This window comes from Janthinobacterium glycogeni (genome assembly GCF_051380725.1).
In the GTDB taxonomy this organism is placed as follows: Bacteria; Pseudomonadota; Gammaproteobacteria; order Burkholderiales; family Burkholderiaceae_D; genus Janthinobacterium.
The window spans coordinates 286,409-310,237 of sequence record NZ_JBNYXP010000003.1 but is presented as its reverse complement, the minus strand read 5'-3'; the positions used below and the strand labels follow the sequence as shown (position 1 = coordinate 310,237).

The following is a 23,829-nucleotide window of genomic DNA, read 5'->3' as shown; positions in this document are numbered from 1 at the left end:
ATCATGCAGGAGCAGCTGTTCTTCGAAGGCTTGCGCGCCCTGGCCGAAGCGGCCTTTCCCAAGCATTGCGCCTGCTGCGGGCGCGTCTTCGCCACGGCGCACGAGTTCATTTTGCAGACGCAGGCGATGCGCCAGAATGTCTCGGGGCTCAAGCAAAGTTTCGATGACAACAATGTGGCCATCGTCGAGGTCTACCGCAATTGCCTGTGCGGCTCGACCCTGATGGATTTCTTTTCGGACCGGCGCGACAGGTCCGAACCATCGCTGCAGCGGCGCCAGCTGTTTGAGCAGCTATTGCCGCTATTGCAAGAAAAAGGCATGGAGCGGGCCGCGGCGCGCGCCTATCTGCTGCAAGTCGTGCACGGCGAGCTGCCGTGACCGGGAGCTCGCGTATATGATGCCGCCTGTACACACTGACAGGAAAAGGCTGGCGGCGGACCATGACAACCATAACACAACGATTGCAGGAATCCGGCATCGATGCCGGACAGGCCGAGGCCCTGGCGCAGGATATCCAACAGAAGAAATATGGCCCCTTGCTGCGGCAGTTGCTGCTGCGCGGCCTGTGGGCCGACGTCGTCGATGAAGGCATGCCGCAGCCGCAGTGGCTCGCGCGCTGGCGCGAGCTGGGCGAATCGGGCTTTCCCTTCATCAACTCCCCTGCCCTGCAGCGCCTGCTGGACGCCGGTGTCGACGTGCACGACCTGACGGACGTCGTGCGTTCCGCGCAGGTATTGACGATCTATAACATCGCCCAGCTGATCGACGAGCCTTGCCGCGACCTTGGCTACGATCTGGAGGAAACGCCCGACCTGGCGCTGACGGCAGTCGACGAAGCCGGTGCCCTGCACCGCTACGGCAGCCTGCACGACGCGCTGGAAGAACTGGACCCGGCGGGCCGCCACGGCCAGCCCCGTACACTGGAACTGCGCCAGTTCGGCGGCTTGCCGGGCGAATTGCAAAGAGAAATCAAGGACTTGCTGGCGCAACAAGCGTGGTCGCAGGCGGCCGTCCTGTGGAAACGCGCCGTCGGCGGCGAGCTGGCGCACTGCCTGGCGACGGTGCGGCAGCTGGCGCGCCAGCTATAGCTTGCTTTACCAGTAGCCGAGCACTTTCCACCACGTCGTGCCGACGACGGCAAAGATCAGCAGTTCCACCACGCACATGATGAAGCCGACCCGCCACCAGTTGCCCATCGTCACGAAGCCGCTGCCGAAGATGATGGGCGAGGTACCCGTCGCGTAGTGGGTCAGGGTCATCATGATGGCCGAGCCGGCCGTCATCATCAGCATGAACGGCACGTGGTACTCGGCCGGGATCAGGTGCAGGCCCACGGTCAGGAAGGCCAGCAGCATGGCGCTGATGTGGGCCGTCGTGCTGGCGAAGAAATAATGCGAGAAGACAAACACCAGCACGAGGACGCCGGCGATCGGCAGCCAGTCCATACCGCTGGCAACGATGGCCGCCTTCATGCCGGCCGAGAACCAGGCGATCACGCCCGTCTTGTTCAGCTGCTCGGCCATCATGACGAGCGCGCCGAACCACACGAGGGTGTCCCAGGCGCTCTTTTCCGACAGCACGTCGTCCCAGTCGATGGTGCCGGTAATGATCAGCACGAACAAGCCGACAAAGGCGACCACCGTCGCATCGAGCGAAAACGCGGGGCCGAACAGCATGGCGGGCACGTTGGCCCACAGCAGCAGCAACAGGGCGAAGGTGCCCAGCATGACTTTTTCCGGCGGCGACAGCGGCCCCATGCCTTTCAATTGCGCCTTGGCGTAGGTGACGGCGTCGGGCGTGGCTTTCAGTTCCGGCGGCGACAGCCAATAGATAATCAAAGGCATCACCAGCAGGCAGACCAGGCCCGGCAACAGCATGCACAGGGCCCAGGTGGTCCACGTCAGGTGGAAACTCTGGCCGCTGGCCTTGGCCACGAAATCGACCACCAGCGGGTTCGGCGCCGTGGCCGTCAAAAACATGGCCGACGTGATCGGGTTGGCGTGGTAGTTGACGAGGGCCAGATAGGTGCCGACTTTCTTTTCCGTGCCCTTGGCCGGGTCCGAATCGAAGGCGTTGGCGATCGATTTCATGACGGGGTGGACGATGCCGCCGCCGCGCGCCGTGTTACTGGGCGTAAAGGGCGCCAGCACCAGTTCGCAAATCGCCAGGCCATAGCCGATGCCCATGGTGCGCTTGCCCAGCAGCGAGATGAACAGCAGGCCGATGCGGCTGCCCAGCCCCGTCTTTTTCAGGCCGCGCGATATCAGAATCGCCACGACGATCAGCCAGATCAGGGGGTTCGAGAAACTGCTGAGCGCATCCGTGATGGCGCCCTTGGACGAGGTCGACGTCACCTGCGACAAGGAAACAATGACGATGGCCATCATCGCCATCACGCCAATCGGCATGACTTTTAATATGATCGCCAGAATCGTGGTGAGGAAGATCGCCACCAGGCCCCAGGCCTTCGGCGTCAAGCCTTCGGGCGCCGGCAGCAATAGCATGCCGACCAGCAAGGCGGTGCAGATCAGGGCGGGGACGAGGCGGAATGGGACGGCTTCCTTGAAATGCAGGAACATGTCGCGCACTGTTTTATACATCTTTATTACCTTTCGCTGTGGGCCGGGCATCGTGGCAACACACAATCGTGCACGCAGATTCATGGGCCGGAAAGCCAAAAAACGCCTCCGCGAGATGACAGATGCCCAACAATTCTGTTCGGCAATATCATACACGCAAGACTACCCCGCCACCGCTCCGTTACGGCAGCGCGCGTTCTTATCTTCAAAATCATTGACCGGCAAGCGACATTTGTCACATAATTGCCCCTTGCGTCGCCAACCATCTTGCGAAGGACTCATATTGAATATCCGGAACAGCCATATCGACGCACTGCGCGGCGCCGCCATCCTGTGCGTGCTGGTCCTGCACTTTGCGCTCGCCTACGGTTTGAAGAACAGTCCGCTCGAAGTCCTGCCATCCTGGCTGCTGCGCGCCGCCTACCAGGGCAATTACGGCGTGACCATGTTTTTCGTTATTTCCGGCTACCTGATCACCTCGACCTCGCTGCGCCGCTGGGGCGACCTGGCGCGCATCGACCTGGCGGCGTTTTATGCCTACCGCATCGCGCGCCTGCTGCCCGCGCTGCTGCTGGCCCTGTCCATCATCGTACTGCCCGGCGTGCTCGACGTGCCCTTCTTTGCCAATTCCGATGGCGGCAAGAACTTGCCCGCCAGTTACTTCGTCATCGCCATCGCTTCCGTCCTGACCTTCTGGCACAACGTGCTGATGCAAAGCGCCGGCTATTTCAATTACTGCCTGAACGTGTACTGGTCGCTATCCGTTGAAGAAATGTTCTATCTGCTGCTGCCCCTGTCGTGCCGCGTGCTGCGCCAGCGGCACTGGATCATGCTGCTGTGCGGCGCCGCCATCATCGCCGGCCCCGTGTACCGCAGCCTGCATGCGGACAACGAGATTTACTTCATGTACGGCTACCTTGCCTGTTTCGACGCCATCGCCATCGGTTGTCTGACGGCCCTGCTGACGCAACACCGGCAACCGGCCGCGCGGACCGGGCGATTCTTGCGCTGGACCGCGGGCCTGGCCCTGGCGGCCCTGTACGTGCGCGGCATCGGCGGCCATGAGGTGTTCGGTTTTACGTGGATCGCCGTGGCCAGCGCCGCCTTCATCGCGGGCGCCACGGCGGGCCAGGCGGCGGGCCTGGGCCGCCCCGGCCCGCTGCAATGGCTGGGACGGCACAGCTATGAGCTGTATTTATTCCATATCATCGTGCTGGCCGGCATGCGCAATGTGGTCGACAAGGCGGGCCTGGGCTACGCGGAACGCCTGCCTTGGCTGGCGCTGTTCCTGGCAGCGACGGCGCTGGCGGCCGCCCTCGTGGCCCGCTACGTGTCCGACCCGGCCAATGCCGCCCTGCGGCGGCGCTTCCGGGGCGCCGCCACGGCCGCGCCGGCGTGCGCTGGCGACAGCGCTGGCACGGCGCCCTGAAAAACTGAGCCAGGTCAAGAGACCGCATGCCCACAGCCCGTTTCCGGGCGAATTTCAGCCCCGCCTTGCCGTTCGCACTATAATGTCGGCACCGCGTGCGGCAGCATTGGCGGCGATAGACGGTAACAATTTCGTGTGGAGGCCAGTACAATAGCGTCTGGGCCTACACAGGGTTTCACTTTTGCCAGCAGTTGCCAGCAACTAACCATTTTTTTGACCAGCCAACAAATACTATGAGTTCGATGAATGAAGAGCGCGTTTTAAGCGTGCACCACTGGACGGATACCCTGTTCTCCTTTACCACCACGCGCGACCCGTCGCTGCGTTTCTCGAATGGCCACTTCACCATGATCGGCCTGCGCGTCGACGGCAAGCCCTTGCTGCGCGCCTACAGTATCGCCAGCGCCAATTACGAAGACCACCTGGAATTTTTCAGCATCAAGGTGCCGGGCGGCCCCCTGACGTCGCGTTTGCAACACTTGCAAGTGGGCGACACCGTCATCGTCGGCCGCAAGCCGACCGGCACCCTGGTATCCGATTACCTGCTGCCAGGCAAGCGCCTGTACATGCTGTCGACGGGCACGGGCCTGGCGCCTTTCCTCAGCATCGTGCGCGATCCGGACATCTACGAACGCTTCGACCAGCTGATCCTCGTGCACGGCGTGCGCCAGGTGGATGAACTGGCTTACCACGACTTGCTGGAAGAACACCTGCCGAAGCATGAGTTCCTGGGCGAAATGGTCAGCGACAAGCTGCGCTACTACCCGACCGTGACGCGCGAAGACTTCCGCAACATGGGCCGCATCACGGAACTGATCGAGAACGGCAAGCTGGCCAAAGACCTGGGCTTGCCAGAGCTGAACCCGGCCGAAGACCGCGTCATGATCTGCGGCAGCTCGGAGATGCTGCGCGACCTGAAAGACATGCTGGAAGCGCGTGGCTTCAAGGAAGGCAATACCTCGACGCCTGGCGACTTCGTTGTCGAGCGCGCATTCGCCGAGAAGTAATCGAGAGCAAATACGCAGCACATCCAGGGGCCCGGCCCCGCCGCTTCCCGCGGCGGCGCCGGGCCTTTTCATTGACGGCCGCGCTGGTACTGCAAGCCATTCATGAAGCGCTGCACGGGCTGAAAAGCGCCGCTGAGGATATCGTCCTGCGCGGCGTAATAGCGCGTCTCGATCTTCAGCAGGCCCAGCACGGTCGCATCGAGCTTGTCCGTCTGGTACGGCCGGTTTTCCAGCGCGGCGCGCGCGGCCGTCGACTGCGGCGCTTGCCGGTTGTTCCAGATCAGCATGGGAATTTCATAGCCGCTCTTGTCCGACGCGGAATGGCCCGCGTGATTGCGGCTGTAGCCCACTTCCTGCCCATGGTCGGAGACGAACAGCAGCGAGGCGGCGCGGTCCGTCTTGGCTTGCTCCGCCATGCCGATCAGGGTGCCCAGCACGTAATCGCCATAGCGGATGGCGTTGTCATATTCGTCGCGCTGGTTGCGTATCCAGCTGGATCGGCCCTGGAGTTCCATCTGCGCGCTGACGGCGTCCTGCGCCCGGTCGAAATGGGCGAAGCGGCTGGGATAGCGCATGTCATAGCTGGGATGCGCGCCCAGCAGATGCACGACGATCAGTTTTTTCGGCGCCGCGTCGCGCAGTGCATGGGCGAACGGCGGGAACAGGTTGCCGTCGAAATTGTTTTCGCCACGACCAGTGCCGTAGTTGATGAAGTCGCTTTCATCGGCCTCGCCCGCCAGCAGCCCGATCCAGCCATCGTTGCGCGTCTGGTTTGACACCCAGAACGTCTTGTAGCCGGCCGCCTCGGCCAGCATCAGCAGGTTCGGCTTGCCTATCCACGCATCGGGGTTGCCGATATCGGCGGGCGTGAGCATCGACATCATCGATTCCACCGTGCTGGCGGCCGGCGAAATCACGTCATTGAAGACCAGCAGCTTGGCCCGCATGGCGTCGAGCCGGGGCGTGGTGGCGCGCGGATAGCCATACAGCGACATCGAGGCGCGGTTCGTGCTCTCGCCGATCACGAGGATGACGGTGCGGGCATCCTCGCCCGCATAGCGCACATTCCAGTCGCGCGGCGCGGCCATGGCCGCCGTCAGCGCCCGCTGCATCGATTGCATCGCGTCCAGTTGCGCGCTGTACTGCTGGTAGCGCAGCGGCCAGAACAGGGCCGGATTTTCGCGCCGCATGGTGGTATTGACGTGCAGCAGCACGAGAAAGACGGCCATGCCGGCGGCAAAGCACTTTTGCGGCCAGCCCGGCGCGGCAGCGGCACTCACCGCCTGCCAGCGCAGCAGCTGGCGGTCGGCCAGCAGCACGGCCGCCGTCACGAGCACGAACCAGCCGGCCGCTTGCGCCAGGGCGGCGCTGTTGTGCAGGAAAAATTCGGCCGTTTCGGTTTGATCCGTCGCAAACATCGCCTGCAAAACCGCATTGGGATTGGGCCGCATGCCAAAATAGCCACGCAAGAAGCCCTTGATGGCGGCATCGAGGTAAAACACGGGCACGACGACGCGCACCAGCACGGTGATTGCGCCAGCGCGGCAGCGCCATGCGTGCAGCACGCCGCCCACGCCCAGCAGGAAGGCCGCCAGCAAGACGCTCAATTTCAGGCATTCGTTCGCGCTTAACTGATCGAAGAGGAAGAAAACCAGCAGGCCAGCAATGCTGAGCAGGACACGGCAAAACAGAATCAGCATGGAGGCGATGGCAAGTAAACATTAGACAGTGACAAGCCCGCGCGGACGGGCCAGCGATTGTAGCGCAGCCTGTTGCGCCTCGTACCATCATTTTTCGTGCGCTCCTGACAGAAATTGTCAGTGCTTTTTATTATGCTTTCGGCACCAGCTGGCCAGCTAGCCAGTATTATTGATATCTCCACCTGCGACAGGACTTTTCATGACACGTGCCATCACCATTCTGACCGAGAACTTTGCCGATTGGGAAACCGCCCTGCTCAATTCCACGGCGCGTCTGTACTATGGTTTTTACACGCAGTTCGCCACGCCGGGCGGCTTGCCCGTCACCTCGTCCGGCGGCATGCTGGTCACGCCGCAGCTGGCGCTGGAAGCCATTTCGCTGGAGGAACTCGATTTGCTGATGGTCTGTGGCGGCAGCCACTGGCAAAGCGGCAAGGCGCCCGACCTGGGCCCCTTGCTGCGCGCGGCCCGCGACAAGGGCGTGGTGCTGGCCGGCATTTGCGACGGCACGCGCGTGCTGGCGCAGGCGGGCGTGCTCGACACCGTGCGCCATACCTCCAACAGCGCGGGCAACTTGCTGGAAACGGGCTATGCGGGCGCCGCCCTGTACCAGGATGTGCCCTGGGCCGTGGCCGACCAGCGCGTCATCACGGCGCCCGGCACGGCGCCCGTCACTTTTACAGCAGAAGTCTTGCGCGCCCTGGGCATAGGCGACGACAACCTGGCCGCCTATCTGGCCATGCACGGCGCCGAGCACGGCAAGACGGCCCGCTAGTTGGCGCCCAGCGCGCGCAGGCGCCCGGTGGCGTGAGTATTGCCCGGGTCCAGTTCCAGCGAACGGCGGTAATGCGTGACGGCCAGCGCCGTGGCGCCATCGGCCTCGTACGCTTCGGCCAGGCTGTCGTGGCCATTCGCCCCTTGCGGGTACAGCTGCACACCCAGTTGGAAGACGGCAATCGCCTGTTTCGGCTGCTGCCGGCCCAGCAGGCGGTAGCCCCAGGCATTCAAGTCGTCTTCCGTGGGCGCGGACAAGCCATGCTGGCGCCGGATGGCCGCCAGCTTCCGCTCCAGCCCGTCGAAACCGCTGTCGGCCGCCTGCTTGCGCAGCAGGTGCGCGGCATACGCGCCGCCGCGCTGCTGGCGCAGGACAGGAAGGTAGAAGCCGGCGACGGTGTCGATCAGCTGTTCCGGCTGGGCGCCGGCCAGGTTGCTCAGGATAATGACGGCCAGGCCATCGTCCGGATACACATAAAAGGCCGAGCGGGCGCCGCCGATGCCGGCCACGGCGCGGTGCGCATCGCGGCCGATGGTGGGCCAGCCCAGCGCCCACGGCGCCGGCTTGCCGTCATTCAAGCTGGTCGGCTGCCACAGCCGTTCCACACTGGCGGGCGCCAGCAGGCGTCCCGACTGCAGGGCGATGAGCCAGTTGGCCAGTTCGCCCACATTGCTGTTGATGCCGGCCCCGGCGCGCATGAAGACGGGAAAGTCCTCGATCACATTGCGGTAACCGTTGCCGCCCCTGTCCAGCACATAGGAACTGGCCTTATTGACGATCACGTCCTTCGCGTCGCCAAAGCCGCTGTGCCGCATGCCCGCCGCCTCAAACTGCCGATGCTGGATGAAGGCGGTAAAAGGCTGGCCGCTCTGGCGCTCGATCAATTGCGCCAGCAACACGTAATTGGTCTGGTTGTAGCGGTAGCGCTGGCCCGGCTGGGCTTCCACGGGCAGCGCCTGCACGGCGGTCCACGCCGCCGCGGCATCGTCCGGCTGCGGCCCCACCAGCTTGCCGCTGCGCTGGTCCAGCACGTCGGGCAAGCCCGAGGTATGGTTGAGCAATTGCGTCACCGTCACGGCTTGCCAGGCGACAGGCAGTCCCGTCAGGTACTGGCCGATGGGCGCAGCCAGGTCGACCTTGCCCTCTTGCACCAGCTGCATCACGGCCACGCCCGCAAACGCCTTCGTTGCCGAGTTGATGGAAAACAGGCTGGCGTCCGTCACCGGCACCTGGTATTGCAGGCTGGCCAGGCCGAAATTGCGCGCCAGCACGACCTTGCCGCGCTGGATCACGGCAATTTGCAGGCCCGGAATCTGGCGTTCGCGCATCTCGTCCTGCAGGAAGGCGGCAAGTGGCTGCCCGGCATCCACGGCAAGGCCTGCCGGCGCGGCCATGGCGGCGGGTACGACAGCCGCTACGCCAGCGGCCAACGCCGCGGCAAGTACTAGAAGGCGCAGCCCAGGCTGCATGCGAATGGACATCGTGGATACCTGTTTTTATTTATGTATGGAAACACAAGCTTACTATATTCGCATGCCTGCGCTGCGCTTTTTCTTTGCCGGGCCAGCATCCCTGACCGCACCTGTCACAGATCAAATGGCGCGCCATCCCTGTTGAGATAATCGAATCGGCGCCGGGCCATCGCGGCGGCGGCGCCCCCCCTGCGGGGACCAACTGAAATGGGATGCATGATGAAAGCGCCTGTGCAGCACCGATCCGGCATTACCGTCAAGACCATGGCCGCCGCGCGCGCCGCCGTGGTCTTCCTTGCGCTGGCAGCCTCGGGCTCCGCCCTGGCGGAACAGCCGCCACCGCCATGCCACCCGAATCCCCACGCCCTGTTCGACCGGGCCATCGTGCACCTGCGCGGCGATGTGCGCAATTTGCCCAGGCGGCTGCAGGAGCGGCTGGAACGCATGGCCGAGCGGCCGCATACCTACCTGCCCATGCAGGCGTTCGCCGAGGCCGACAAGCCCAGCCAGCTATTCCAGTACTACCTGCTCGATACCACCGGTTTCGAAGCCAATCCCTTCACGGCGCGTTTCCCCGGCGTCAATGACCAAGCCATGCTGACGGCCACGGGCGGCAACTGCGGCTTGTCCACGATCGGCGCCGTGCGCCTGGTGGTCGAGCCCAAGCCGGACCTGCCCACCGATCCGCAAGACGTGCGCGCCTTCATCGATGTCTTCACCGATCTGTCGAACCTGTTCGTGATCAATAATGAAAGCGGCTGGTACGAAGGCTGGATGATTCATGACCTCGCAGTGCCCGCCGTGGCGTCCCCGCATGCCGACGGCCGGGCCCAGTTCGGCACGATAACGGCGGCCGATGCGGCGGCGCTGCGGGCGATGGGCTCGCATAACAATGAACCGGGCAAGCTGTTTACGATGGATCGCAATCCCCCGCACCTGCCCAATTCCAGCGACCAGTTTCCGGCGCGCCAGACGAACATCGTGCCCATCCAGCTGAGCATGGGCGCCGTCAATTGCATGCAGCAAACGGACTGCCATGGCTACTGGGAGTTCAACTACACGACCAACTGGATCCATCCACTGTATGAATTGCCCTTCACGGGCGGCCTGCCCGGCACCTTTGAGGCCGGCAATATCGGCGCGCTGTCCTCGCTGATCCCGGGCTCGGGGCCGGCCGGCGTCAAGAACAATCCCATCGATTACGGCGACAATCCGAACACGGCCGGCACGCTGCAGGCATCGGGCCCGCGCGACCCGGACAAGTTCGATGCCGAAGACGACGCGCAGCGCGAATACCGCCAGCGCTTCATCCCCAGCGGGCTGGCCCGTGAAATCCTGCTCGACACCTATGTGCGCCTGGCATCGTTCGAACCGGGCGTGGGCTTCCCGCAGCGGCTGTACGATGCCTATGCGGCGGAAGTGAAACGCGTGGACCAGAACGGCGATGGCGTCATTTCCGCGCTGGAGGGCGACGTCGACAGTGCCAGCGACGGTTTCGCCGACAACTCGCGCCTGTTCCTGCCGGCGCCGTCGTTCCGGCGCTTCGCCGTCACGCGTGAAATCAACGACGGCTTGCTGGCGCCCCGCTTCGCGCCCAGCCAGCGCGCCTGGGTGCTGAGCGGCATGGCCACGACGGTCAGTCCCACCGTGCGCGCCTCGGAGGGGCGCGACGGCGACGACCGCTGAATGCCGGGATGGCCGTGGCCGCACGCAGGCGCGCGCATCGTATTGATCCAGATCGAAGGTCGGCGCGTGCGGGCCGGCCTTGCGGCGCCACGCGGCTACACTGGAATTCTGCCCGGCGCGTGAACGGCCAGGAAGACCGCAGGAGGGAACCATCATGGCCGATCTCGTCACTGGCAACAATGCGCATGTCTTTGGCCTGGAGCGGCCCCATGCAACTGCGGCGTCGTCGCTGCACCAGGCGCCGCCCCGCAACACGGCGTTTCGCGACCTGCCGCCGCCCACAGGCAGCGCGCCATTTCGCCTCGATCTGAAAGATGTCGTGGCGCCGGCCGTGTACGAAGCCATCGTCAGGAACGGCAGGCTTGTCTTCCACCTGAATGGCGACATGGGCGGCATCCAGTATGCGGTGCCGCAGGAACTGGTGGCCAAAGGCATGGAAAACGATTTCCAGAGCGACGCCAGCGAGCCGCCGGCCTTCCTGTATGTCACCGGCGACTGCGTCTATTTCAACGGCCAGGTCAGCGAATACTACAAGCAGTTTTACCAGCCCTACGAATTCTATCTGGCCCCCGTCTTTGCCGTGCCGGGCAACCACGATGGCGAAAACCTGCCGGACGAGCAGACACTCGACGGTTTCGTGCGCAACTTTTGCGCGCCCCAGGCCGTCAAGATGCCGGAATCGGGCGATTCCCACCGCACGGCGATGGTGCAGCCGAATGTCTACTGGACCTTGCTCACGCCGCAAGCCAATATCGTGGGGCTCTACAGCAATGTTCCCGCCGGCGGCGAGGTCCGCTCGCCCCAGAAGGAATGGCTTGCGTCGGAATTGGCCACCCTGCCACGCGACCAGCCCCTGCTGCTGGCCTTGCACCATCCGATTTACTCGGCGGACGACCACCATTCCGGCAGTACCTACATGAAAGATCTGGTCGCGGCGGCATCCGCCGATGCGGGACGCCAGCCGGACGCCATCCTTGCCGGCCACGTCCACAACTACCAGCGCCTGTCGCGCGACAATGCGGACGGCGGCAAGACCCTGTACCTCGTCACGGGCGCGGGCGGCTATCACAATCTGCACCAGATCATGAAGGTTAATGGCCAGCGCCTGATCCCGCCAGCCGTTTTCCACGACGATAGCGGAGACGCCGTCACCCTGGAAAACTATTCCGACGACCACCATGGCTTCCTGCGCGTCGAAATCGCAGACGGCGTCATGCTGGGAAAATACTATGAGGTACCGCGTCCGCAGGAGCCGTTCAGCAAGGGCAGCCACTTGCTCGACTACTTCCGCTTCGATTTCAACCGGCACGCCTACCTGCCCAACACCTTGTCATGACTGGCGCGTCCGGTGCGCTGCGGCTATGCTTCCAGCCACACGTCCTCGTAGCCTTCGCGGTCGAGGATGAACCTGGCGCCGCTGGGCAAAGCCAGGTAATCGACCACCTGCGGCAGCATCTCGTGCAGGTGCTCCGCGTGCAGGGGCTGGTAAAAGCCGCTGGCGTCGTCGTGTTCGCCGCAGTGGATGAACCAGCTGATGGTGCCGTTGTCCGGCAGCGCGATGCGCGTGCCGTAGATGGGCGACTGGGCCAGGCTGCCGATGGCCAGGGCCACCATGGGCTCGGGCGTCTGCGCGGGCAAGCCAAATTTGTCGCAGATGCGCTGCTGTGCTTCGCTGATGAGTTCAATCATGGTGTTTTCAGGATCCGATGTAGCGGTAATGGAGGCGCAGCGCGCCATCGTGGCCGGACATTTCCAGGTGCAAGGTCGCCTCGCCCGGCTGGCCATCGGCCAGCAGCATGCATTCCAGGCCCAGCGGCCCGGCATCGGTGGCATACACATCGACGGCCAGGCGGCCACCCTTGCCCGGCACGAAGGCTTGCGCCAGCGGCGCCAGGGACAGCGCCTCGTTTGCCGCAAAATAACTGTCGAGCATCTCGATGATCTCGTCGGCCACGCCGGGCGACAGACCCCAGTCGCGTTGCAGCGCAACAGGATCGCGCCGGTCGAGCGTCTGCACGAACGCGGCGGCCTGCGCGTAGGCCAGCTGCCGCAGGCTGTCAGTAACTGCCATTTCCATATAGCGACTCCTGCAATCTCCATTCAACAGGCGCCATTATAGTGCGTGGCCGCGGGCAATGGCGATCCGCTTGCCATCAATAATCAAACAAGATGCCGTCATTACAATCGGCATCCTTCATTTATCGCACTGCAATAATATAAATGAGCCGCGTGATATTTGGTGAGTATTGCGCGCAGATAATCGAGAATACGATTCATTTTCACGTTGACGCTCATTTATTCCGGCGCTAATATCGAATGGCCATATACCGTGGCATACAGCGCAAGCAGTACTTAACCATCACAAGAGGATAGTACAATGCAAAATCAAACCAAATTGTTCGCATTCAAACTGGCTGAAAAACAGGTACAAAAACAGGCGGCGCCCGCCATGGCATGGAAAGTGCGCGACGGCGTCGCCGTGGCCGGCTGCACCGCCGTCGGCACCAATGACCAGTATCGCGACTCTTCGCGCCTCAAGCCGAACGACAGCGGCCAGTATTGCTGATCTTCGCCGCATCATAAAGCCCCGCCCGGCGGGGTTGTCATTTACTCCCTGATATTCACACTGGCGCCGTGCGGCGCGGCTTTTCCGCGCGCAATGAACAACGTCATATCATTAACTTCAATTGGCGATTCCATTTTTAAATAAGAAATTATTGAAGGAAATCGGAATACAACCATTAACAGAGGATATTTTATGCACAAGAAAGAAGAAGCCAAGCTGTTCGCATTCAAACTGGCGGAAAAGAAGGAACAGGAAAAGCCCGTGCGTCCGGCGCCCTGGAAAGTACGCGACGGTGTCGCCGTGGCCGGCTGCACGGCTGTCGACAGCGAAGAACAATACCGCTATTCGCGTATCGGATCGAGTGATGGTGGAGCGTTCTGCTGAGTTCAGTTGATACCCGCACCAGCTGAAAGCCTTGCCGCGGCAAGGCTTTTTCATCTTCCTTTACCGCAGGCCCCGACATGCATAAAAAGGTTTTGATTATCAGCCATAGCGGCGATCTGCACGCCGACCTGGTCGAATCCATCCTCGCCGCCCGCGGCCATGCCCCCTTCCGTCTCGACCTCGACGCCTTTCCCCGCGATTACCAGCTGTGCCAGCGCCTGCAGGACGGCCGCGCCAGCGCCCGCCTGCGCCACTTGCCCGACGGCGACTGGCTTGACCTGCAGCAAGTGGGCGCCGTCTGGCTGCGCAAGCCGGCCGACTATGCCTATGCCAGCGCCGACCTGACACTGCAGGAACGCGCCTACGCCCGGCTGGAAACGGAGCAAGCCATCTTCAGCGTGCTGTACAGCCTCGATTGCTACTGGCTCAGCCATCCGCTGGCCCTGCGCGGCGCCCAATGGAAAGGCGAACAGCTGGCTCGCGCCGCGCGCATGGGCTTTCGCGTGCCCGCCACCGTGATCAGCAACGTGCCCGATGACGTGCGCGCTTTCCGCGCCGCCATCAAAGGGCCCATCATTTTCAAGAGCATGTCCACGCCCAGCCTGGCCGCAGAAACCGTCGAAGACGTTGACAGGGTCAGCGCCGGCCTCGGCACCACCATCGTCGATGACGCCATGCTCGACAGCCTGGACGCCGTCAGCGAACTGGGCTGCCAGTTCCAGGAATATATCGCCAAGCAATATGAACTACGGATCACCGTGATCGGCAAGCAGCTGTTTGCCGCCCGCCTGTATTCGCAGGACGATGCCCGCACGGCCATCGATTCGCGCGACATGTCGGCCCCCATCCGCTACGAGGCGACCACCTTGCCGGACGACATACACGAACGCTGCCTCACTTTCGTGCACAGCTATGGCCTCGAGTACGGCGCGCTGGACCTGATCGTCACGCCAGGCGGCGAATATGTTTTCCTGGAAAACAATCCTGTCGGGCAATTTTTATATGTGCAACAACTGGTGCCCGCCCTGCCCCTGCTGGAAAGCGTGGCCGATACCCTGATCGAAGGAGCCCTATGCCACAGCCAGACCTGAGCCGGATTTCTCTCCAGCTGCGCGAGCTGGAGCTGGTGCGCGACAGCCGCGCCATCGTCCTGGCCGCCTCGCACCTGGACATGGAACTGCTGCCCGCCCTGTACGAGCTGTGCCAGGACATCGGCCAGGTCCCCCGGCTCGATGTGGTGCTGCACGGGCGGGGCGGCATCGTCAACGCGGCGCGCCGCATCGCCATCGTGCTGCGCCAGCATGCGCGCCACCTGAGCTTTATCGTGCCCTTCCACTGCCAGTCGGCCGCCACCTTGCTGGCCCTGGGCGCCGATGACATCATCGCCGGCGACCTGGCCCTGTTCTCGCCCATCGACCCGCAGCTCGACGGCGTCGACGGCGGCGCCATTTCCAGCCTCGACATCAAGGTCTTCGGCGAGATGGCGCAGCAGTGGTTCGGCGTGGACGCCAGCGAAGCGCGCCAGCAATCCTTGTCCCTGCTGTGCGGCAGCATCTTCCCCCCGTCCCTGACGGCCTTTTACCGCACCACGCTGGAACTGGCGCAGATCGGCGAGGAGTTGCTGGCCTGGCAATTGCCCGATGCCACACCCGCGGCGCGGCGGGCCATCGTCGCGCAACTGGTGACAGGTTATCACTCGCATAACTATGCCTTGACGCGCGAAGAGCTGGCGCAGCTGGGCCTGAGCATGGTGCGCGATGCCCAGGCTGAACGGCTGGGCTGGGCCATCTCGACCCAGTTGCAGGCGCACATAGGCGGCGCCCTGCGCAGCGCGCCCGACGAACCGTGGAACGATGCGCTGCTGGCCTCGCGCGACAGCGTGCAGCTGCGGCGCCAGCGTCCAGGCGGCTTCGCGCCCGTGTGGAGCACACAATGCTGACGTCCGTGCTGGCCGCGTTACTGGCCGATACCGCGCGCTGCTGCATCGCCTTGCTGCTGCTGGCGGCCAGCGTGGGCAAGCTGCGCAGTTACGGCGACTTTCGCGGCAACCTGGCCACCTCGTTCGGCCTGCCGCCCGCCGCCGCCAGAGTCGCCGCGCCGGCCCTGGTGACGGCAGAACTGCTGCTGGCCGGCTGGCTGCTGGCGGGCGGTACCCACATACCGATGCTGCTGTCGCTCTTGCTGTTGACTACCCTCAGCGCCGTCCTGGCCTGGCGCTACTTCACGCACAGCGTGGTGCGCTGCAGCTGCTTCGGCGAAGCGGCGCGGCCCGTCTCGCAGTACGACCTGCTGCGCAACATGCTGGCCGTGGGCGTCAACGGCAGCTACTTCGCCTTCGCGCAACAAGCCGCCTTGCCCGTCGCCACCACTGTATTGGCAGCCGGCCTGGCGGCCATCGTCTGCGTGGCCATCATTTCCCTGCACGACATCGCCACCCTGGCAAAGGCCGGCTGATGGATGCCGCGACCTTGCAACTGGTGCTGGCGGTGCTGGCATTTGCCATTGCCGGCAATATCTGGCTGACCCTGGCCGTGCTGCGCGCCAGCCGCCGCGAACGCATCGCGCCCACGGCGCTGGAACCGGGCCAGCCCCTGCCTGCCGTGCAAGCCCGCCCGCTGACTGGCGGCGCGCGTTTCCAGCCGGGCGCGGGGGGCCAGGCGGCTGTGCTGCTGTTCCTCGCCAGCCGCTGCCCGAAATGCGCGGATAAGCTGGCCGGCATCGAACAGCTGCTGCCGCTGGCGCGCAACGCGGGTCTGAGCCTGTGGCTGCTCAGCGAGGAACCGGCCCGCCGGCTGCGCGCCTTCCTGCCCGGCGACGGCTTGCGGGCGGCGGCGGCACGGCTGACGCTGCGCGACTACCGGCACGTCAATCCCCTGATGAGTTCACCTTCCTATGTCTTCGTCAATTCCCAGGGACGCGTGGAAGCTGCCGGCCTGATCGGCGACGACGACTGGCTGGCCCTCGTCGGGCAATTGAACGCCGAACCGTCGCAGGAGCGCGCCGCATGAGCCATCTGAACGTCGGCCCCCACCTGGAACGCCTGCGCCTGCTGTACCCGGTGCGCTGGCGCATCGCCGCAGGCCTGCTGTGCATGGCGCTTACCGTGGGCGCGCAACTGGCCTTTCCGCAAGCCATCGCGTATTTCATCGACAACGTGACCGCCCTCACCCGGCACGGCGTCACGCCGGGCATGGTCGCCGCCATGCTGGCCTTCAGCCTGCTGTATGCGCTGGCCTCGGCCGCCCGCTTCTACCTGCTGCAATCGAGCGGCCACATGGTCGTCATGGGCGTGCGCCGGCGCCTGTTCGACGTGGTGATCAACCAGCCCATCGCCTTCTTCGACAAGCACCATGGTGGCGAACTGAACAGCCGGCTGACGTCCGACGTGTCGGCGCTGCATGAAAGCCTGACCATCGGCGCGGCCAACGCCCTGCGCTCGCTGTGCATCTTTGTGGGCGGCATCGCCCTGCTGCTGCAGCTGTCGCCCATGCTGAGCCTGCCGCTGGCCCTGTTCATTCCCATCAGCCTGTATCTCGGCAAGTTATCCGGCAGTAATTACCGGCAGCGCGCGCGGGCCATTTCGGCCACCCTGGCCGCCAGCGGCAAGGTGGCGCAGGAATATTTTGCCCATGCGCGCCTGGTGCAGGCGTTCAACCAGCAAGGCGGCGCCATGGCACGCTATGCGCAAGCCATGCGGGAGCTGCTGGGCGTGTCCCTGGCCGGCACGCGGCTGCTGGCCGTGTTCCAGGGCGCGCAGGGCTTGCTCGCGTTTGTTGCCCTGCTGACCACGCTGTGCTTCGGCGCCCACCTGATCGGCCAGGGCCGCTTGAGCGTGGGAGAGCTGACGGCCTTTGTCATCTATGCCAGCATGGTGACGGACACGGCCGGTTCCATCAGCGAATTCTGGAACACGTGGATGCGCACCATGGGCTCGACCGACCGCATCTTCGAGATCCTGCGCAGCCACCGTGCCGTGCCCGAGGCGCCGCCGCAGCCCCCGCTGGCCGGCCACATCGCGCTGCGCGACGTGCGTTTTGCGTATCCCGAGCGCGCACAGGTCGCGGCCCTCGACGGCGTCAGCCTGACCATCCGCGCGGGCGAAAAGATCGCCCTCGTCGGCGCCTCGGGCGCGGGCAAATCCACCATCGCCAGCCTGGTGCTGGGCCACTACGCGATTGACGCGGGCAGCCTGCAATTCGACGGCATCGACGCGCAAGTGCTGGGCGTGACGCAGTTGCGGCGCCAGATGGCCGTGGTGGAACAGGAACCGGCCCTGTTTTCCGGCAGCATCGCCGACAATATCGCCTTTGCCGTGCCGGACCGGGTCGTGGGGCGCGAAGCGATGGTGGCGGCGGCGCGCCTGGCGCATGCCCACGATTTTATCGCGGCCTTTCCAGACGGCTACGACACCCTGGTGGGCGAACGGGGCGTGCAATTATCCGGCGGACAAAAGCAGCGCATCGCGATTGCCCGCGCCATCCTGCGCGCGCCGAAAATCCTGATTCTGGACGAAGCCACCAGCGCGCTCGACGCGGCCAGCGAACAGCTGGTGCAGCGCGCCCTCGATGCGCTGATGCAAGGATGCACCACCATCATCATCGCCCACCGCTTTTCCACCATCGTCAAAGCGGACCGCATCATCGTCATGGACAAGGGCCGGATTTGTCAGCAAGGCACGCACGCCGAGCTGCTGCGCGAGGGCGGCCAGTATGCGCGGCTGATGCAGCGGCAGCTGTCGCAATTCCAGCAGTTGCATGACAGTACGGCCACCCTGTAAAGTGGGCCAGATGAAAAGAACCTACCATGGCAGCTGCCACTGCGGCGCCGTGCGCTTCGCGGCCGAGATCGACCTGGCGGCCCCCAGCCTGCGCTGCAACTGTTCCTACTGCCTGAAAATCCGCTGCTGGGCCAGCCAGGTGCCTCCCGCAGCCTTCCGCCTGCTGGCCGGAGAAGGCGACTTGAGCGAATACCGCTTCGGCGCCGGGCGCGAACGTCACTATTTTTGCCGCCACTGCGGCGTACGGCCGTTTGGCTACGGCGATTCGCCCCGCAGCGGCCCGTTTGTCGGCATCGGCGTGAACTGCCTCGACGATGCTGCGGCGGCCGAGCTGGCCCGGGCGCCCGTTATCTTTGTCGATGGCCGGCATGACGACTGGGACAGGCCGCCGCAGGAAACGCGGCACTTGTAAACCATGCAAATATACAAATGGTTGTCTGCTACGCCGGAGTTTTCCTACGTGGCGACAAGTAGTGTCCCTATGGTTAAGCCCGACGCATGCAGCGAGAATGGTCTCAACGGTGCTGCACGGCACCGGAGCTCGGGCAGGAACATCCGACCCAATGTTGGAGCGGACGATGACGCAGACTAACTATAGGGGACACGATCATGACTTCGAACAGCAACGACAAATCCGGCAGCCAATCGGACAAACAGCAATCGGGCAGCCAGCAGTCGGACAAACAGTCCGGCAGCCGCCAATCGTCGGGCGGCACCCAGGGTGGCACGCACGAGCAGCATGTCGAGGCGGGCCGCCAAAGCCACAGGAATGACGGCGACAAGCAATCAGGCTCACAACAGTCGGGCCAGCAATCGGGCCAGGGCAAGAGCGGCGGCAGCCAGCAATCGGCTTCCGGCTCGGGCACGCGCGGCGGCACGCATGAGCAACACGTGGAAGCGGGCCGTCAAAGCCACAAGAATGACGACAAATCCTGATTGCCGGGCCGTGTGATTCCCGGTAGCGCAACCGGTAATCCGCCGCAGCATGGGCCGGTGCGGCAGTGCCGTGCCGGCCCATGGGCACCGTACGGTCATCCCGCCATGGCGCGCCCCGCATGACAGGCGATGCCAGGCGACGCGCGAAAGGCCGTTGTCTGGATCGGCATTCTGGGCGATAATTACGGCCATGAACGATACCACCACCTTACCCCCATTGCCCGATCGCCTGTCGATCGACCCTAGCAGCCCTTACCACGTTGCAGCCGTGTTCGAGAACGACGTCGGCATCCGCTTCAACGACAAGGAACGCCTTGACGTGGAAGAATACTGCATCAGCGAACGCTGGATCAAGGTCGCTTCCACCAAGTCCCTCGACCGCCGCGGCCGTCCGCTGCAGATCAAGCTGAAGGGCAAAGTCGAAGCGTTTTACCGCTAAGCAACACATTCAGTCGTCATCGAGGCCGATTTGCATCGGCCTTTTTTGCGTCCGCCCCATTGCGCTCAAGCGTCGATGGCGACCAGCCCGGCCGCGGCCGCCATGGGCAGCCACAGCATGGCGTCCGTCAGCACCTCGTCCTGCTCCCTGCCGCTCGACTGCGCCGCCTGCTGCGCACACTGCGCCAGCGGCGCGCCGCCGGCCAGCGCCTGCAGGCAGTCAAACTGCCATGGCAGCAGCTCGTGCATGGCCAGCCGGTAATGCATGCGCGAAATGGCCACAAAGGCGGGACTGGGCTTCGGCTGGGCCGGCACGGCGTCGTCCGGCGCGGCCTGAGCCTGTTGCCAGAACGCACACAAGGGAAATGACAGGGCCAGCAGCCGCGTGCACGGCGCCAGGCGCCAGGCCGGGGCTTTTCCCAACAACAAGTCCAGGCCGGAAGGCAACAATGGCGGCGCCCGTTTTTCCAGCCCCGGCGCCCTGCCCGCCTCGCTGCGCGCCCGTTCCAGCTGCGCCAGTTCGACGGCAAAGCGCAAGCCGTCTCCCTGCGCCCCGGCGGCACGCTGGCTGGCGGCGAGAAACTCGGCAAAGCCGCCGCCCAGGTCATACAAGGTCGGCGACGCGGACGGGTGGCGCCAGACATAGGCGCGGGCAAAAAACGCGAACAGCTCGCCGCCCATGACCTTGCGCAACACGGGATAGTCGGCCTGCAGGCATTCAAGCAGGCGCTGCACATAGCCATCCGCATGGATGTGCAGCGGCGCCGCCGCGCCGCGCGCCCGTTTCAACACTTGCTCCTGCGTCAAGCCGTGGCGCTCGCTGGCCAGCTGCGCGCCGCGCGCCGCGCCGCCGGGCGCCGTCATGGCCGTCAGGAACCACGCCTGCAATTGCGCCAGCGGCACGCAGGCTTCCCCATCGGCGCTACGGGGCATGGGCCGCCTCCAGATGAAAGCCCAGCGGCGTGGAGACGGCGGCGGCAAGCTTGGCCGTGGCTGGCGATGTGTCGGCGAATTCTCCCCGCCCGGCCGCGCGCGCCTTGTCGAGTTCGGCCAGCAGCTGCGGGTAAGCCGGAATGTCCGCATCCCATTCCAGCAAGGCCGATACGCCGCCCGTCAGCTGCTGCGCCAGCGCGTACAGGCGCCAGACGGCGGCCGGTACGGGGGCGTCGTGCGTATCGATCAGCATTGCGCCGCAGACAGTGGGTCCGGCCAGGTGAATCTGCACGATGTGGTCGTGCGGCAACTGGCGGATGTAGGCGGCCGCGTCATAGCCGTGGTTATGCGCGCTGACGTGGACATTATTAACATCGAGCAAGAGCCCGCAACCCGTGTCTTCGGCCAGGCGGCCCAGGAATTCCCATTCGGGCATGCTGGACTGGGCAAATTCCACATAGGTGCTCGGGTTTTCCAGGACCAGGGGCCGGCCCAGGAATTCCTGCACCTGGCGCACGCGCGCGCCCACGTGGCGCAGGCTGGCCTCGTCCAGCGGCAAGGGCAGCAAGTCGTGGCTGTTGAGCGAGGCGGCGCCCGTCCAGCACAGGTGGTCGGAAATCCACGCGGGCCGGATCTCGGCGGCGAGCTGGCGCAGCTTGCGCAGGTAGGCCAGGCTCAGCGGGTCGCTGCTGCCGATCGACAGCGAGACGCCATGCATGACGATGGGCACCTGCGCCGCCGCCTGCTCGAGCACATGGCGCGCATAGCCGTGATTATCGATGAAATTCTCGCTGATGATCTCGAACCAGTCCACCTGCGGACCGTGTTCGAGGATGTGCGCGTAATGGGGCGGACGCAGCCCCACGCCCAGGCCCAGATTCGGCAGGCCCAGGCGCGGAAGCACCGCTGGCTTGACGGTCCGCATCAAGTCGATGGGGGCAAGGCCAGGCGCAGGTCGGTGGGCGCAGGCGGCGCGCCCACCGGCGTGCCGCGCGCCGCCATCACCTTGCCATAGGCTTCCCAGGCCTTGTCGTAGACATTGTCGCCCAGCGCGAAACTCATGGTCTGGCCCAGCGCAATGCTGCGGTGCTCGGGCGCGGGGCCGAAATCGTACAGGGTCATAGTGGCGGGCTCGGGCGGGTCCTTCTTCGTGGTGTTCGGATACAGCTGCGAAGCCGAAATCGGCACGGCGCAGCCGCCGAAGCCGCCGCATTTGTTGTCGCTGGGCGCGCTGTAGACTTTATCGTCCTCCCGTTCGGGCGGCACGTGGCACGGCGTGCCCGGCGCCGCGGCAGCCTTGACCGAGTGGCCGCAGGACGAGCCGCCGGTATCGGCCTGGGCAAAGCCGCAGCCGCCCTGGGCGTGGCAGCCGTTGGAGCCGCGGCACGTATGGTAGACGGCCAGCGCGGCGCAGGTGGACGAGGCCTCGCCCTCCAGGTGCATGCCCTGGCAAGCGTGGTACAGCACGCCTTTCTCGGCCAGCGGCACGCCCGTCGCCAGGTTGGGCGCCTGGCCCAGCACGGCCCAGCAGATGGCCATGCGGTCGCCCGCGCCCACCATCGACGGATACGGGAAGTCCAGTTTCTGGTTCAGCCAGTATTTGTCCAGCACGGAAGTGATGCCGTAGATGGCGCCCGTGGCTACCGTGCTCAGCATATCCAGGGTGCCGCTGGCATCCTTCAGGCGGTTCAGGGCGCCCGCCACGGCCGCCGGCGCGGGGATATTCTTTGGCGCGGTGGCCGGGTTGTAGCGCTCGTTGGTCAGCATGGCTTCGCTCCAGCGCCCGCCTTCCTGGTGCCAGGCGGCCCAGGTTTTTACTGGCAGCATGGCCTTGACCTGGCCGAAACGCTCGTAGTGGTCGAACGGGGCGCTGTCGTGGCGCGCCTGCGCATCGCGCGATTCGGCATCCTTGCCATTGTTCGTATAGGACGGGTAATCGCACTTCAAGGCGGCCAGGTCTTCGCGGTAATCGGGCTGCACGGCCATCAGACGCTGCGCCCTGTCGCGGCGGTAGCGCTGGATGGCCGTGTCGCTGCCCTCGCCCTGGTCCGTGATGGCCGCCATCATGTCGATGGCCTTGTTGAACGAGCCCGTCTGGCCGCCATCCTGATCCTGCGGGCCGAAGCAGGTGTCGAACTTGGGAAATTCCGCCTTGGCATGGCCCTGGACCTGGCTGTTGAACATGTCCTGCTGCACCGAGCCGTTGACGAACAGCTTCTGCCACAGGGTCTGGCCATCCGTGTATTCGATGCTGATGTAGCGCGCATAGCATTCGTACATGTAGCCGATGGTACCGAACAGGGGCAGGTCGTGCACGTGCTTGCCCGGCGTCCAGCCCACGAACGGTACCTCGGGGAAATATTTGGTGTGGTTGTGCTTGTCGAACTCGGCCAGCTGGGCGCGGGCCTGCTCCTCCGGCTGCTCGATGGCGAGAAACAGGTCGCACTGGTTGGCGTTCAGTTCTTCCAGGTTGACGCGCACGTGGCGGTAGCCGGCCGTGTCCTGCAAGTCGACGATGTGCGGGATCACCGTGCAATCCTTGCCATAGCAGGTCCAGCCGTGGTCCTGCGACTGCAGCTCCGACCCCGTGAAGCATGGCGCCGTGCCGATGGCCGTGGCCAGGTTGGCCGCCATCTGCAGGTGCAGCATTTCCTGGATAAAGACGCTGAAGATGATGTTGAAGGCCTTTTGCTCCGCCAGCTCGGGGCGGGCCGTGGTGCCCATGCCGGGCCACTGGCGCCCTTCGTAGTAGGAGATGCCTTGCGAGTTGATCTGGTGCGTGCCCTGGATCGAATACATGGTGGCCATGTACAGGGGAATGGTAAACAGCTCGACGCTGACGGCCGCCTGGGCGATGGCGCGCACGGCGGCCGTGTCGGTGTCCAGCATGTCGAGCGGACGGTTGGTGATGGCGGGCTGGGTGCTTCCTAACACGGGCATTTTCATTCTGTCTCTCCACAGGAACGATGCGTTTCGGATATCGGGCCGTACCGCGCCATCTGCGCGCGCTGATCACGGCACAGAAATCATACGCCTGAGAAAGATATTTTTGCGGCAAGATTTACGCGCTGGCCGACGCATTGATCTGCGTCAATTCAGCCTGCCTTTGCGCGTAAAAATAAGCGTTCTACACCGCCATTCGATGAC

25 protein-coding genes are annotated in these 23,829 nt (G+C 64.4%); 17 read left to right on the top strand and 8 right to left on the bottom strand.

The genetic code is table 11. From position 1 onward, the window contains the following. Positions 1 to 3 precede the first annotated feature (3 nt). Both ACQ4W4_RS09805 and ACQ4W4_RS09800 read left to right on the top strand, forming a co-directional pair. Positions 4 to 378, top strand: a complete 375-nt coding sequence (locus ACQ4W4_RS09805; RefSeq protein ID WP_436541813.1) for a hypothetical protein — start codon at positions 4 to 6, stop codon at positions 376 to 378. 62 nt (positions 379 to 440) lie between these two features. Further along, positions 441 to 1,088, top strand: a complete 648-nt coding sequence (locus tag ACQ4W4_RS09800; protein ID WP_436541812.1) for a hypothetical protein — start codon at positions 441 to 443, stop codon at positions 1,086 to 1,088. Positions 1,089 to 1,094: 6 nt separating this feature from the next. Here the strand turns inward: ACQ4W4_RS09800 and ACQ4W4_RS09795 are convergent, their stop codons facing one another. Then, positions 1,095 to 2,600 (bottom strand): anion permease, encoded by a 1,506-nt coding sequence (locus ACQ4W4_RS09795; protein WP_436541811.1) that lies wholly within the window; start codon positions 2,598 to 2,600, stop codon positions 1,095 to 1,097. A gap of 268 nt (positions 2,601 to 2,868) precedes the next feature. On the opposite strand from ACQ4W4_RS09795, the gene ACQ4W4_RS09790 reads away from it, so the two are divergent. Next, positions 2,869 to 4,008 (top strand): acyltransferase family protein, encoded by a 1,140-nt coding sequence (locus ACQ4W4_RS09790; protein WP_436542018.1) that lies wholly within the window; start codon positions 2,869 to 2,871, stop codon positions 4,006 to 4,008. Positions 4,009 to 4,241: 233 nt separating this feature from the next. After that, positions 4,242 to 5,015, top strand: a complete 774-nt coding sequence (locus ACQ4W4_RS09785) for a ferredoxin--NADP reductase (RefSeq protein WP_086136806.1) — start codon at positions 4,242 to 4,244, stop codon at positions 5,013 to 5,015. A 68-nt stretch (positions 5,016 to 5,083) separates the two neighbouring features. Here the strand turns inward: ACQ4W4_RS09785 and ACQ4W4_RS09780 are convergent, their stop codons facing one another. Continuing rightward, positions 5,084 to 6,715 (bottom strand): phosphoethanolamine transferase, encoded by a 1,632-nt coding sequence (locus tag ACQ4W4_RS09780; protein WP_436541810.1) that lies wholly within the window; start codon positions 6,713 to 6,715, stop codon positions 5,084 to 5,086. Between the two features lie 199 nt (positions 6,716 to 6,914). Here ACQ4W4_RS09780 and ACQ4W4_RS09775 point away from each other — a divergent pair, with 199 nt between their 5' ends. Beyond that, positions 6,915 to 7,490: a type 1 glutamine amidotransferase family protein gene (locus ACQ4W4_RS09775; RefSeq protein WP_436541809.1), complete on the top strand. Its 576-nt coding sequence runs from the start codon at positions 6,915 to 6,917 to the stop codon at positions 7,488 to 7,490. Here the strand turns inward: ACQ4W4_RS09775 and ACQ4W4_RS09770 are convergent. Then, positions 7,487 to 8,860 carry a serine hydrolase domain-containing protein gene (locus tag ACQ4W4_RS09770; protein WP_436541808.1) on the bottom strand — a complete coding sequence of 458 codons (1,374 nt, stop codon included), beginning with the start codon at positions 8,858 to 8,860 and terminating at the stop codon, positions 7,487 to 7,489. The genes ACQ4W4_RS09775 and ACQ4W4_RS09770 overlap by 4 nt on opposite strands. Positions 8,861 to 9,178: 318 nt before the next feature. Here ACQ4W4_RS09770 and ACQ4W4_RS09765 point away from each other — a divergent pair, with 318 nt between their 5' ends. Together ACQ4W4_RS09765 and ACQ4W4_RS09760 are read left to right on the top strand one after the other, a co-directional pair. Then, positions 9,179 to 10,648 (top strand): hypothetical protein, encoded by a 1,470-nt coding sequence (locus tag ACQ4W4_RS09765; protein ID WP_436541807.1) that lies wholly within the window; start codon positions 9,179 to 9,181, stop codon positions 10,646 to 10,648. Positions 10,649 to 10,802: 154 nt separating this feature from the next. Next, positions 10,803 to 11,984, top strand: coding sequence for a metallophosphoesterase family protein (locus ACQ4W4_RS09760; protein ID WP_436541806.1), 1,182 nt, complete (start codon positions 10,803 to 10,805; stop codon positions 11,982 to 11,984). Between the two features lie 23 nt (positions 11,985 to 12,007). Here the strand turns inward: ACQ4W4_RS09760 and ACQ4W4_RS09755 are convergent, their stop codons facing one another. Beyond that, positions 12,008 to 12,337: an immunity protein Imm33 domain-containing protein gene (locus tag ACQ4W4_RS09755; protein WP_436541805.1), complete on the bottom strand. Its 330-nt coding sequence runs from the start codon at positions 12,335 to 12,337 to the stop codon at positions 12,008 to 12,010. A gap of 7 nt (positions 12,338 to 12,344) precedes the next feature. Further along, entirely contained in the window at positions 12,345 to 12,719 is a 375-nt protein-coding gene (locus ACQ4W4_RS09750; protein ID WP_436541804.1) for a hypothetical protein, read from the bottom strand. A gap of 306 nt (positions 12,720 to 13,025) precedes the next feature. Between ACQ4W4_RS09750 and ACQ4W4_RS09745 the strand changes: the two genes are divergently transcribed. The 10 genes from ACQ4W4_RS09745 to ACQ4W4_RS09700 all read left to right on the top strand — a co-directional run bounded on the left by ACQ4W4_RS09745 (position 13,026) and on the right by ACQ4W4_RS09700 (position 19,750). Next, positions 13,026 to 13,214, top strand: coding sequence for a hypothetical protein (locus tag ACQ4W4_RS09745; protein ID WP_436541803.1), 189 nt, complete (start codon positions 13,026 to 13,028; stop codon positions 13,212 to 13,214). Positions 13,215 to 13,406: 192 nt separating this feature from the next. Then, positions 13,407 to 13,598, top strand: coding sequence for a hypothetical protein (locus ACQ4W4_RS09740; RefSeq protein WP_436541802.1), 192 nt, complete (start codon positions 13,407 to 13,409; stop codon positions 13,596 to 13,598). A gap of 77 nt (positions 13,599 to 13,675) precedes the next feature. Next, positions 13,676 to 14,689, top strand: coding sequence for an ATP-grasp domain-containing protein (locus ACQ4W4_RS09735; protein ID WP_436541801.1), 1,014 nt, complete (start codon positions 13,676 to 13,678; stop codon positions 14,687 to 14,689). Beyond that, complete coding sequence (locus ACQ4W4_RS09730; protein WP_436541800.1) at positions 14,671 to 15,537, top strand: SDH family Clp fold serine proteinase; 867 nt, start codon at positions 14,671 to 14,673, stop codon at positions 15,535 to 15,537. Before ACQ4W4_RS09735 ends, ACQ4W4_RS09730 begins: the two co-directional genes overlap by 19 nt. Next, on the top strand, positions 15,531 to 16,052 hold the full coding sequence (locus ACQ4W4_RS09725) for a MauE/DoxX family redox-associated membrane protein (protein ID WP_436541799.1): 522 nt from the start codon (positions 15,531 to 15,533) through the stop codon (positions 16,050 to 16,052). Before ACQ4W4_RS09730 ends, ACQ4W4_RS09725 begins: the two co-directional genes overlap by 7 nt. Then, positions 16,052 to 16,606, top strand: a complete 555-nt coding sequence (locus tag ACQ4W4_RS09720; RefSeq protein ID WP_436541798.1) for a hypothetical protein — start codon at positions 16,052 to 16,054, stop codon at positions 16,604 to 16,606. Before ACQ4W4_RS09725 ends, ACQ4W4_RS09720 begins: the two co-directional genes overlap by 1 nt. Continuing rightward, positions 16,603 to 18,375, top strand: a complete 1,773-nt coding sequence (locus tag ACQ4W4_RS09715) for an ABC transporter ATP-binding protein (protein WP_436541797.1) — start codon at positions 16,603 to 16,605, stop codon at positions 18,373 to 18,375. Before ACQ4W4_RS09720 ends, ACQ4W4_RS09715 begins: the two co-directional genes overlap by 4 nt. Positions 18,376 to 18,385: 10 nt before the next feature. Beyond that, entirely contained in the window at positions 18,386 to 18,787 is a 402-nt protein-coding gene (locus ACQ4W4_RS09710) for a GFA family protein (protein WP_436541796.1), read from the top strand. 197 nt (positions 18,788 to 18,984) lie between these two features. Then, the gene (locus tag ACQ4W4_RS09705; RefSeq protein WP_436541795.1) at positions 18,985 to 19,311 is read left to right on the top strand and encodes a hypothetical protein; all 327 of its coding nucleotides are present in this window, start codon (positions 18,985 to 18,987) and stop codon (positions 19,309 to 19,311) included. A 190-nt stretch (positions 19,312 to 19,501) separates the two neighbouring features. After that, positions 19,502 to 19,750 (top strand): DUF3297 family protein, encoded by a 249-nt coding sequence (locus ACQ4W4_RS09700; protein WP_010398340.1) that lies wholly within the window; start codon positions 19,502 to 19,504, stop codon positions 19,748 to 19,750. 65 nt (positions 19,751 to 19,815) lie between these two features. On the opposite strand, the gene ACQ4W4_RS09695 is transcribed toward ACQ4W4_RS09700, so the two are convergent. From ACQ4W4_RS09695 to ACQ4W4_RS09685, 3 genes are read right to left on the bottom strand one after another with little or no spacing between them, the layout of a single operon-like run. Continuing rightward, positions 19,816 to 20,682, bottom strand: a complete 867-nt coding sequence (locus ACQ4W4_RS09695) for an HvfC/BufC family peptide modification chaperone (RefSeq protein WP_436541794.1) — start codon at positions 20,680 to 20,682, stop codon at positions 19,816 to 19,818. Then, entirely contained in the window at positions 20,672 to 21,607 is a 936-nt protein-coding gene (gene bufB / locus ACQ4W4_RS09690; RefSeq protein WP_436541793.1) for an MNIO family bufferin maturase, read from the bottom strand. The genes ACQ4W4_RS09695 and bufB overlap by 11 nt, the downstream gene beginning before the upstream one ends. Continuing rightward, positions 21,607 to 23,628, bottom strand: coding sequence for a ferritin-like domain-containing protein (locus ACQ4W4_RS09685; RefSeq protein ID WP_436541792.1), 2,022 nt, complete (start codon positions 23,626 to 23,628; stop codon positions 21,607 to 21,609). Before ACQ4W4_RS09685 ends, bufB begins: the two co-directional genes overlap by 1 nt. Positions 23,629 to 23,829: the final 201 nt, after the last annotated feature.

What these genes read in the sequence shown, in the direction of transcription:
- ACQ4W4_RS09695 (WP_436541794.1), bottom strand. Translation starts at nt 20,682, where the DNA reads ATGCCCCGTAGCGCCGATGGGGAAGCCTGCGTGCCGCTGGCGCAATTG.
- ACQ4W4_RS09735 (WP_436541801.1), top strand. Translation starts at nt 13,676, where the DNA reads ATGCATAAAAAGGTTTTGATTATCAGCCATAGCGGCGATCTGCACGCC.
- ACQ4W4_RS09715 (WP_436541797.1), top strand. Translation starts at nt 16,603, where the DNA reads ATGAGCCATCTGAACGTCGGCCCCCACCTGGAACGCCTGCGCCTGCTG.
- ACQ4W4_RS09795 (WP_436541811.1), bottom strand. Translation starts at nt 2,600, where the DNA reads ATGTATAAAACAGTGCGCGACATGTTCCTGCATTTCAAGGAAGCCGTC.
- ACQ4W4_RS09755 (WP_436541805.1), bottom strand. Translation starts at nt 12,337, where the DNA reads ATGATTGAACTCATCAGCGAAGCACAGCAGCGCATCTGCGACAAATTT.
- ACQ4W4_RS09700 (WP_010398340.1), top strand. Translation starts at nt 19,502, where the DNA reads ATGAACGATACCACCACCTTACCCCCATTGCCCGATCGCCTGTCGATC.
- ACQ4W4_RS09705 (WP_436541795.1), top strand. Translation starts at nt 18,985, where the DNA reads ATGACTTCGAACAGCAACGACAAATCCGGCAGCCAATCGGACAAACAG.
- ACQ4W4_RS09730 (WP_436541800.1), top strand. Translation starts at nt 14,671, where the DNA reads ATGCCACAGCCAGACCTGAGCCGGATTTCTCTCCAGCTGCGCGAGCTG.
- ACQ4W4_RS09685 (WP_436541792.1), bottom strand. Translation starts at nt 23,628, where the DNA reads ATGAAAATGCCCGTGTTAGGAAGCACCCAGCCCGCCATCACCAACCGT.
- ACQ4W4_RS09805 (WP_436541813.1), top strand. Translation starts at nt 4, where the DNA reads ATGCAGGAGCAGCTGTTCTTCGAAGGCTTGCGCGCCCTGGCCGAAGCG.
- ACQ4W4_RS09775 (WP_436541809.1), top strand. Translation starts at nt 6,915, where the DNA reads ATGACACGTGCCATCACCATTCTGACCGAGAACTTTGCCGATTGGGAA.
- ACQ4W4_RS09780 (WP_436541810.1), bottom strand. Translation starts at nt 6,715, where the DNA reads ATGCTGATTCTGTTTTGCCGTGTCCTGCTCAGCATTGCTGGCCTGCTG.
- ACQ4W4_RS09785 (WP_086136806.1), top strand. Translation starts at nt 4,242, where the DNA reads ATGAGTTCGATGAATGAAGAGCGCGTTTTAAGCGTGCACCACTGGACG.
- ACQ4W4_RS09720 (WP_436541798.1), top strand. Translation starts at nt 16,052, where the DNA reads ATGGATGCCGCGACCTTGCAACTGGTGCTGGCGGTGCTGGCATTTGCC.
- ACQ4W4_RS09800 (WP_436541812.1), top strand. Translation starts at nt 441, where the DNA reads ATGACAACCATAACACAACGATTGCAGGAATCCGGCATCGATGCCGGA.
- ACQ4W4_RS09765 (WP_436541807.1), top strand. Translation starts at nt 9,179, where the DNA reads ATGATGAAAGCGCCTGTGCAGCACCGATCCGGCATTACCGTCAAGACC.
- ACQ4W4_RS09750 (WP_436541804.1), bottom strand. Translation starts at nt 12,719, where the DNA reads ATGGCAGTTACTGACAGCCTGCGGCAGCTGGCCTACGCGCAGGCCGCC.
- ACQ4W4_RS09745 (WP_436541803.1), top strand. Translation starts at nt 13,026, where the DNA reads ATGCAAAATCAAACCAAATTGTTCGCATTCAAACTGGCTGAAAAACAG.
- bufB (WP_436541793.1), bottom strand. Translation starts at nt 21,607, where the DNA reads ATGCGGACCGTCAAGCCAGCGGTGCTTCCGCGCCTGGGCCTGCCGAAT.
- ACQ4W4_RS09740 (WP_436541802.1), top strand. Translation starts at nt 13,407, where the DNA reads ATGCACAAGAAAGAAGAAGCCAAGCTGTTCGCATTCAAACTGGCGGAA.
- ACQ4W4_RS09725 (WP_436541799.1), top strand. Translation starts at nt 15,531, where the DNA reads ATGCTGACGTCCGTGCTGGCCGCGTTACTGGCCGATACCGCGCGCTGC.
- ACQ4W4_RS09710 (WP_436541796.1), top strand. Translation starts at nt 18,386, where the DNA reads ATGAAAAGAACCTACCATGGCAGCTGCCACTGCGGCGCCGTGCGCTTC.
- ACQ4W4_RS09760 (WP_436541806.1), top strand. Translation starts at nt 10,803, where the DNA reads ATGGCCGATCTCGTCACTGGCAACAATGCGCATGTCTTTGGCCTGGAG.